The 8187-nt window shown below is 42.4% G+C and carries 6 protein-coding genes; 1 reads left to right on the top strand and 5 read right to left on the bottom strand.

Annotated elements, in window-relative coordinates:
• Positions 1–270: 270 nt before the first annotated feature.
• From NWQ57_RS18540 to NWQ57_RS18530, 3 genes are read right to left on the bottom strand one after another with little or no spacing between them, the layout of a single operon-like run.
• Positions 271–1215: a carbohydrate kinase gene (locus NWQ57_RS18540; protein ID WP_306023663.1), complete on the bottom strand. Its 945-nt coding sequence runs from the start codon at positions 1213–1215 to the stop codon at positions 271–273.
• A 25-nt stretch (positions 1216–1240) separates the two neighbouring features.
• A complete protein-coding gene (locus tag NWQ57_RS18535) occupies positions 1241–2740 on the bottom strand; it encodes a mannitol dehydrogenase family protein (protein WP_306023662.1) in 1500 nt (499 codons plus the stop codon).
• A 13-nt stretch (positions 2741–2753) separates the two neighbouring features.
• Positions 2754–4475, bottom strand: a complete 1722-nt coding sequence (locus NWQ57_RS18530; protein ID WP_306023661.1) for a cytosine permease — start codon at positions 4473–4475, stop codon at positions 2754–2756.
• Positions 4476–5207: 732 nt separating this feature from the next.
• Between NWQ57_RS18530 and NWQ57_RS18525 the strand changes: the two genes are divergently transcribed.
• Positions 5208–5969 carry a hypothetical protein gene (locus NWQ57_RS18525; RefSeq protein ID WP_306023660.1) on the top strand — a complete coding sequence of 254 codons (762 nt, stop codon included), beginning with the start codon at positions 5208–5210 and terminating at the stop codon, positions 5967–5969.
• 59 nt (positions 5970–6028) lie between these two features.
• Here the strand turns inward: NWQ57_RS18525 and NWQ57_RS18520 are convergent, their stop codons facing one another.
• Together NWQ57_RS18520 and NWQ57_RS18515 are read right to left on the bottom strand one after the other, a co-directional pair.
• A complete protein-coding gene (locus NWQ57_RS18520; RefSeq protein WP_306023659.1) occupies positions 6029–6985 on the bottom strand; it encodes a sugar-binding transcriptional regulator in 957 nt (318 codons plus the stop codon).
• 13 nt (positions 6986–6998) lie between these two features.
• A complete protein-coding gene (locus NWQ57_RS18515) occupies positions 6999–7673 on the bottom strand; it encodes an HAD family phosphatase (RefSeq protein ID WP_306023658.1) in 675 nt (224 codons plus the stop codon).
• Positions 7674–8187 lie beyond the last annotated feature (514 nt).

Raw genomic sequence — 8187 nt, 5'->3', positions numbered from 1 at the left:
TAATTTTACATTTTAATGCGCATTAAAATGTTTTAAATGACATTTTTTGGCGCGTATAAGAGTAATAAACCTGAAAAGAGCTGGCTATAATGTTTTAAAAAGCTTCGTCACAGCCACTTCCCAACAGCCACATAAATATTTCAGGAAAAAATTTGAACTGCATTAGCAATGCCCTAGGGGGTAAGTATCGGGACGATACGTATAAAAAAACCGACAGCAGTCGGTTGTTTAATATATAACTCGACGGGTTAATTCACCCAGATTTAGCGCTTAAACCAAGCTATCCATCACAACTTGTACTGCATCACTGGTGGGTGGATTACAACCCACAGTGGCCACATTTAAGCTGGCGGCGATGGCGCCAAAACGTAAGGCATCGCTGAGTTTTGCCGGTGCTGCCTCTGGTGATAAGGCATAGTCTTTTAGTAATCTAGCGATCAAGGCGGAAAAATAGGTATCCCCTGCCCCTACGGTATCGCCAAAAACCTCGGCTATATGCACACTTTGTTTGAGATTGTGTTTGCTGGTGATTAAATGTGAACCACCTTCGCCGAGTGTCAGCACCACCATGCCGTTTTCCATTCTTGCTAACATGGCCTTAGCATGAAATTCAGGTTCACCATACAAACCTTTTAACTCTAGGTCTTCGTCACTGACTTTTACAATGTCGGCAAACTCAACAAAGCGCCAAATGGCTGCCACATACTGTTGATGGCTGGTTTCAACGCCTTTTCGCACGTTCACATCTATGCTGATTTTTACCCCTCTTGATTTTAGCTTTTTTACTACAGGAATAAGCACATCTAACATTTCAGGTACTAAGGCCAAAGAGCCGGTATGAAACAACTCAATATCATCGGGTAACATGGCCAACAGCGCATCGGCACAAATATCCAGATCAGCCACCGACTTACGATACAAACGATAACTGGGTTTGCCCTCAGCGTCTTTATATACCAACGCCAGCGAGGTGTTTTTATCCGAGCGATTGTTAGCAGGGACTTTAATACCCTCGTCCATTACCGCTGCATAGATTTTTTTACCCATGTCATCAGTGGAAATAGGTGATAAATAAGTACAGTCAATGCCTTGTTTTACAAAGCTGCGAGCGACATTAAAAGGCGAACCACCAATAAAGGGCAAGTAAGCGCCATCTTGCTGTTGGATCATATCGATAAGCGCTTCTCCAAAAACGGCTACTTTTGGTCTAGTCATTGTAACTCCTGATTAGTTTAAGCGTTTAGGCGACGCTGCTTAATATCGTTTGCATGTGCTGTTTCACATCAGGCTTGGCATAAAAAGCCATAACCTGTTTTTCATAGGCCGCCACAAATTCTGTATGACTGGTAAGGGTAGTAAAAATTGAGTTTAATTCGAGCAAAGCCAGTGGTCGCTGGCTTGTTTGACTGGCCGCTTGATGCACTTCAACGGCCATGGCGTCGCTGATATTCAGTGGTTTGCCTTGTTGGTCTACTTGTTTGTCACTGTAATAACACCATGCGGCGAGCACTAAAGTCGCACATTGAATTCGCCCTTTATTAGCCAAGTTATCCACCATAGTAGGCAGTAAAAAGGTACTAAGTTTAGCCGTATTCTCCGAGCAAATTCTAACTAAGCCATCTTTGATATTGGGATTGGCAAAACGGGCTAACAGCGTATCTTTATACTCATCCAAGTTTATTCCCGCCACAGCAGGCAAGATTGGGGTGACTTCTGTGTCCATAAAGTGGCGTAAGAATTTAACGAACAAAGGATCTTGCACACTTTCATCAATGGTAAGAAAACCATGCAAAGAGCCCAGTATACCGAGTACCGAATGGCCAGCATTTAGTAGGCGGATTTTCATGTTCTCATAAGGCGTGACATCGTCAACAAACTGGGCACCCACTTGCTCCCATTGTGGCCGTGCTAGAGTAAATTTGTCTTCAATGATCCACTGATGAAAAGGCTCACAGGTTACCGGCCACTGATCATCAATACCGATATTTGTCTGTAAATAATCTATGTCTGCGGCAGTGGTTGCAGGCGTAATACGATCCACCATGGCATTAGGAAAAGCCACCTTCGATTCAATCCATTGGGCTAATTCGCCATCCACTGCGGTGGCATAAGCAATCAACATCTTTTTGGCGACATCACCGTTGTGTTGCACGTTGTCGCATGACTGAATAGTAAAGGGCGCCAAGCCGTTCTTACGGCGTAATTGCAATGCTGCAATCAAGTAGCCAAACACCAAACGTGGTGCGCTCGGATTGGCAAGATCATGAATGACATCAGGGTTAGTAAAGTCAAATTCACCAGTGGCTGGGTTAAAGTTATAGCCCCCCTCGGTGATGGTCAGCGAGACGATTTTTGTTTCGCTACTTGCCATTTTGTTGATCACCGCTGTTGGGTCGTCACAGCCCAGTAAAAAATCACTGAGACTACCAATTACGCGGTTTTCAATATTGCCATCAGGATGGCGCACAATTAGGGTATAAAGATAATCCTGAGTTACCAATAGGGTTTGCATTTTGCGGTCAGCTTCACGCAGCCCTACCCCACAAATACCCCAACTGAGATCACCCGTTTCGTTCATGTAAGCGTCGGTATAATAAGCTTCATGAGAGCGATGAAAGCCGCCTACGCCCACATGCACTATTCCTTGTGTCACCTTGGTACGATCATAGTTAGGTACCACTACCTCTGTTGGTAAGTGCTGAAGTGCCGAATTGTTAAGTTTGATTGCTGGGGTTTGCATAATTAATAGTCCTCTACGCTGATTCAGTAACTTGTTTACTGCGCTGCATTACCCAATAAGCAGAAGTAAAATAAATAATGGTGCAAACAAATCCGATATTAAAAAATAGTTCTCGATTACTCTCGTAAGCGGGTATGCCCACGCTCATAAACATAGTATTTAGGGCTAATACTAAAGTAATAACTAAGCTCGACACGGAGACAAAGCGCAGTACTTTTGTCATACCACTGTAGTCGTGCACATAGTCTGGAGCTAACTGAGTTTGCTTGGCTTGATGTACCTCTACGTGTTTATCAAAGGCGTCTAATTTGGCTTGCTCTTCGGGGTATTTTTGCGCGGCACCATGGTACTTGGCCAAGACGATATAGAGCACTGAAGTAAAGAACCAAGTAGGGATAAATAAATAATAAAACGACATCACATCTAAGGCATTAAGGCCAAAACCAAAGAGCAAACCTAAGGACCACGACGCCACAGCAGGGGTACTGTGAGTGAGGTTACGAAACATCGCCCAATAACGGGTAAAACCGATACGAGGAAAGATAAAATGCTCAGTAAAAACAATGGCGCCCACCGGCACTACCAATAAACCCGCATAGGTTAATAGCGGTAACATTTGGTTAAATACAAAGGGAAAACAAGCGATACACACCGCCACTATGCCTACCACAAGAGTAGTACGGTTGCGTGAATGATTTTTAAAGATAGCTTGAGCCGCAAGACCTGCACGGTATAAATTAGCGTTAGCCGTGGTCCAACCGGCCACAATAACTATCACTAGGCCAGACAAACCTAAAGCTTGAAAGGCCACATCACCTGGGTCTAATTCAACAATAGATTTTTGTACGATAACGGCGGTGCCTGCCCCCATAATACCGGCAGAAATCCAAGCGATATAATGGCCAAACATCATGCCTGACGAGGTACATAAACCATAAGTACGGCTTTTGGCATAACGCAACAAGGCCATGTCAATCAAACCAACATGGGTAATGGTATTGGCCGCCCACGCAAAACCTATCACTTCAAGCAAACCGATACCTGGCTTACCCTCAGAGTCGAGGCCTGTCCACACCGACATACTGCCAATTTGCATAAAGTCGGCCCAACTGCTTAAAGTGGTAGCTCCAATAACGTGCTCAGCTAAGGCTGGCATTAATACCAGAGGTCCACTGACAAACATCACAAATAACCAAGGGGCGCAGATACGAGAAAAATTAGACACTGCAGTAAAGCCGTACATGGCAACCAATACCACTATGATACCGACCGCCACTACCACCATGACAAACCACGTGTTTGTTGGATACCAGTTAAGTTGCGCAGGTATGCCAAAGGCAAAACGCACGGCAGTGGCCGACACGGTAATCATCGCGGCGGAGATAACGGTAAAAATAATGACATTGACCCAGTTGTAGAGGGTTGTCATGGAGCTACCGGCAATTTTTTGTAGATAGGTATACAGGCTTAGGCGGGTTTCGATGGCAATGGGTGTGGTGATCAAGGTCCAACTCAGTACCGCAAGAATATTACCAATCAACAAACCCAATAGAATGTCTGTCATAGTGGCGCCTAAAGCGACAAAGGTTGCACCGATAACAAACTCGGTAGCAGCCACATGCTCACCCGCATACAAACCTAAAAAGTGGGTCCAGCCCTTTAACTTATGTTTAGGTATGGGTAGTTGTTCTTCACATACATTATCTAGATTTACACCTTGAGTCTCTGCTTTCATCGTTGTTTCCAACCTTGTTGTTTATTTTGGGCTATTTCATTGCCGACTTAGGTCGCGACATGTCTCAAACAAAAATTGGCCTCATAGTCACCTTAGGTGAAGATCCAACATTAAGACTCTTGTTTCGCGATATAGAATTTCAAATGCAAAATGAGCATTTATATTCATTGTGAGCATATTCCCAAAACAGTAGTACAACTGTCAATGATTTGTTAAAACTTTTTTTTAAAATAATCTGTTCGTTGTTGTCTTTAAGCATGCTTAGTAACAACTGCAAAACAAATATAACAATGTAAATCAAACACGTTGTGTCATTGCTTAATCTTTAAGCAATGCCAACAGTAACAAAACGTTGTAAATAAAATAGACCTGAGTAGAAATACTGATTTTACTGGGTTAGCGGGCTCAGCTGGCTAGACAAAAGCTTTTAGTTACAGATAGATACTCCAGCTCTATCACTACTAAGCGTGTATTTTTAATAGCTGGTTTAAACCTAAGTCTGTCTTTTCATCACTGCCAATCACGTCTTTTATTATCGACGTCGGCTAAGCAATAAATGTTGATTTTGTAACATTTCACAAACATTTGAATTAAAAGACAAAAGCTAAAAATCTCGGCTTTTTGTAAACAAAAGGTAAGCAAAAAAGATTGACTAGGTTAAATTTATTTGGTCATATGCCCATAAATTGAGCAAATAATCATATAGAGCAAAATGAACCACGAGGTGACAACATGTTAAAAATGACAAGCAAAAACTTTACTATGACCGCACTTTTATTTCTGGCTTGTACCACTACGCAAGTGCACGCTGAACAAGAAGGTAATGTTGACTTAGGCTTTCAAATAAAAACCAACCACCTGTGGCATGGCTTTATTGTGACTCCCTCAATTATGACGGCTGGCGAATTGACCTACACCACAGCAAGTGGCAACACTAAATTTGGTTTATGGGCTGGCGCAAGCTTTGATGGTGAATACCAAGAGTTTACCTATTTTGCCTCTCATCAATTTTCTGCTCAGCTATTTGTCGAGATCGTCAATCACGGTAACCATTCCAATATCGACAATGTAGACATTTTTAACTACTCTAGCGATCCAACTAAAACCGGTAACTTTACTGATATTGGTGTGGGATATACCTTTGCTGGCGATATGCCGCTGTCTTTGTATTATTCAGTCATAGTGCAAGGTATCGATAAATTCGAAGATGAAGATACGGGCAAACGTGAGCGCGCTTATACCAACTACATCGAAGCTAACTTGCCGGTATGGCAGGGTAAAGACGGCGAAATAGTTAAGGTATTTGTGGGCGGGGCGTTTTCACCAACAGGTGATAAAAACTTTTACGACGATAGTGCTAACATCGTTAATATTGGCTTTAGCTACGAAAAAAACCTGCAAATTCTAGACTATACTTTGCCTGTTTCTGCTACCGCCATGTGGAATCCAGCGTTAAAAAATGGCGCTTTACAAGTGGCCTTTAGCTTCTTTTAGCATTAACGGTATGCCGCAAATGCCTCACTTGCGCAGACATGTGGGGCACAGCAAATATCTTAGGTATCTAACAAACGCTGAGCCGTGTATTCATTGGTGATCAATGAGTTAATCAACTTAGAGCGTAAGGCGCCTAAAATAGCAATTACCTTGTCTTCACCCGCCGCAATCCCTACCACAGGTTTGCTGGATGAAATAACTAAAGGCACACTGGCCACTCGTTGATTGATATCACAATTAATCAAGTTACCGTCTTTATTAAATATCCAACTAATGACTTCACCTACGGCTCCAAGTTCGCTTAATTCTTGCAGCTCGTCTTTAGAAATAAAACCATCTACATGCAAAGGCGACTTTTCACCTAAGTTACCTATGCCCACAAAAGTAACATCGGCTTGTTTGGCCTGATTAAACACACTACTAATATGAGGTTGTTGATGCCATGCTGCTCTTTCATCGGGTCGACGGGCGATAACGGGTAATGGCATTGGATAATGGCTGGCTTGAATGCGCTCTGCCATATGCACTACTACATCATATTTTGAAGCAGAGCCATCTGAGGCCATATTACCCACTAATGAAACAATGCGATGTTGTGGATAAACTAAAGAAGATAATTCATCAATACAAGCACGTAAAACACGGCCTGTGCCCATAGCAATGACTTTGGGAGTTTCGCTTATAAGCTGGCGTTCTATTTCTGCCGCACCCGCTTGGCCTAAACCAAAGGTCGATGTGGGGCTATCAGGTAAACCAGGTACCACTTCACAAGACAGTAAGTTAAATCTGTCTTGTAGCTTTTTACCCAATGTCATGCAATTGGCAATGGGATGGTCCAGCCTTACTTTTACTAAGCCGGAACTGACCGATAATGCCACTAGACGTTGAGCTGTTTGACGGGAGGTAGCCAATATTTTGGCAATTTCGTCTTGGGTTTTACCCGCTACATAATACAACCACCCTGCTCTGGCAGCCTCATCTAGGCGTCGTGATTCAGCTTTTGAAAGCTTAGACATTGCTCTTCAATTCCTACTTGTTAGATATGATGGATGGTACCAGTTTGGTCAATTCACGCCAGTGTCTAAACGCTAAATAGTCGCTTTGTCCTGAGCTTAGATTAAGATCTGTACTGAGTAGATGACTACCGCCCATATAACGATAGACGTCCATGCCCGCTGACTTTGCCGCTTGAATGCCAGATAGAGAATCTTCAAAAACCAAACATTTTTCCGGTGCGACACCCATTTTTTGGGCGGCATGTAAAAACAAATCTGGTGCAGGTTTACCTTTAGCCACTTCAGATGTAGTAAAGACATTGTCGCTAAAATATTGATTTAAGCCCGTGATCTTTAATGCATTAAGCGTGCGAGGACGACTACTGCTGGTTGCCAAACAAAAATTAATCGTTAGCTCGCCCAATAAACTCTTAATACTAGGAGTAACAACCAAATCACGTTCAAAGTCTTTCACTAAAGCAGCTTGATGAGTCTGTTCAAAATCTTCAGGCAACAAAACGTTGAAATCCGCCAGCAAGGTTTGTTTTACATGGCCAAAGCTGCGACCAAGACAGTTTTTAATAAAATACTCATCATCAATCGTGATGCCTATTTCTTGTAGTTGCGACTTAAGTGTTTTGTAACTGATGCCTTCGCTGTCGATAAGCACGCCATCACAGTCGAAAATAATTAATTCGTAGTTACTCATGTTTAATAAATATCACGTAATGCCATAGGCTTTTATTCGACTCATTTTCATATACTGTATTGTTTTTACTATACCTGACAATTTTGCAAAATTCGCCCATGCCTTGTGGCTTCGTTGATTGAGAGTAAAACGCCCAGTGGTGTTTTAGATAAATATCAACTACAAGTGTATGGCAATAAGTCCATTCTTTAATCAAACTTTGGTTTGCTGTTGATTATATTAATTAGATGTATGAATACGCTCGGCATTTTACCTAATACCAACACGTGATTTACTGCGCACATCCAGTAAACGCTCAGCGCCACTATCGCTAATACGCAATATGAGTATTCAAATAGGTTTCGAGAATTGCAGAGACGGTCTTCATAATGTTTTATTAAATAACAATGGAACTGCGAGGTCAAAGCCGATGAACCACCACATCTCTCCAATAGAATGGCTTAGGATCTTATTCAACCACCCGTAAATTCTCTAGCCTTTTTATCAGCGCTTTTTTATTGGCTGCTAATTTTCA

It is taken from the genome of Paraglaciecola sp. (genome assembly GCF_030730205.1).
GTDB lineage: Bacteria > Pseudomonadota > Gammaproteobacteria > Enterobacterales > Alteromonadaceae > Paraglaciecola.
The sequence above is the reverse complement of the archived record's forward strand: the minus strand, read 5'-3'. Positions and strand labels throughout refer to the sequence as shown.

Bases quoted from the DNA above. Each gene is read 5' to 3' on its own strand.
- NWQ57_RS18540 (WP_306023663.1), bottom strand. From the start codon at position 1,215: ATGACTAGACCAAAAGTAGCCGTTTTTGGAGAAGCGCTTATCGATATG.
- NWQ57_RS18535 (WP_306023662.1), bottom strand. From the start codon at position 2,740: ATGCAAACCCCAGCAATCAAACTTAACAATTCGGCACTTCAGCACTTA.
- NWQ57_RS18515 (WP_306023658.1), bottom strand. From the start codon at position 7,673: ATGAGTAACTACGAATTAATTATTTTCGACTGTGATGGCGTGCTTATC.
- NWQ57_RS18520 (WP_306023659.1), bottom strand. From the start codon at position 6,985: ATGTCTAAGCTTTCAAAAGCTGAATCACGACGCCTAGATGAGGCTGCC.
- NWQ57_RS18530 (WP_306023661.1), bottom strand. From the start codon at position 4,475: ATGAAAGCAGAGACTCAAGGTGTAAATCTAGATAATGTATGTGAAGAA.
- NWQ57_RS18525 (WP_306023660.1), top strand. From the start codon at position 5,208: ATGTTAAAAATGACAAGCAAAAACTTTACTATGACCGCACTTTTATTT.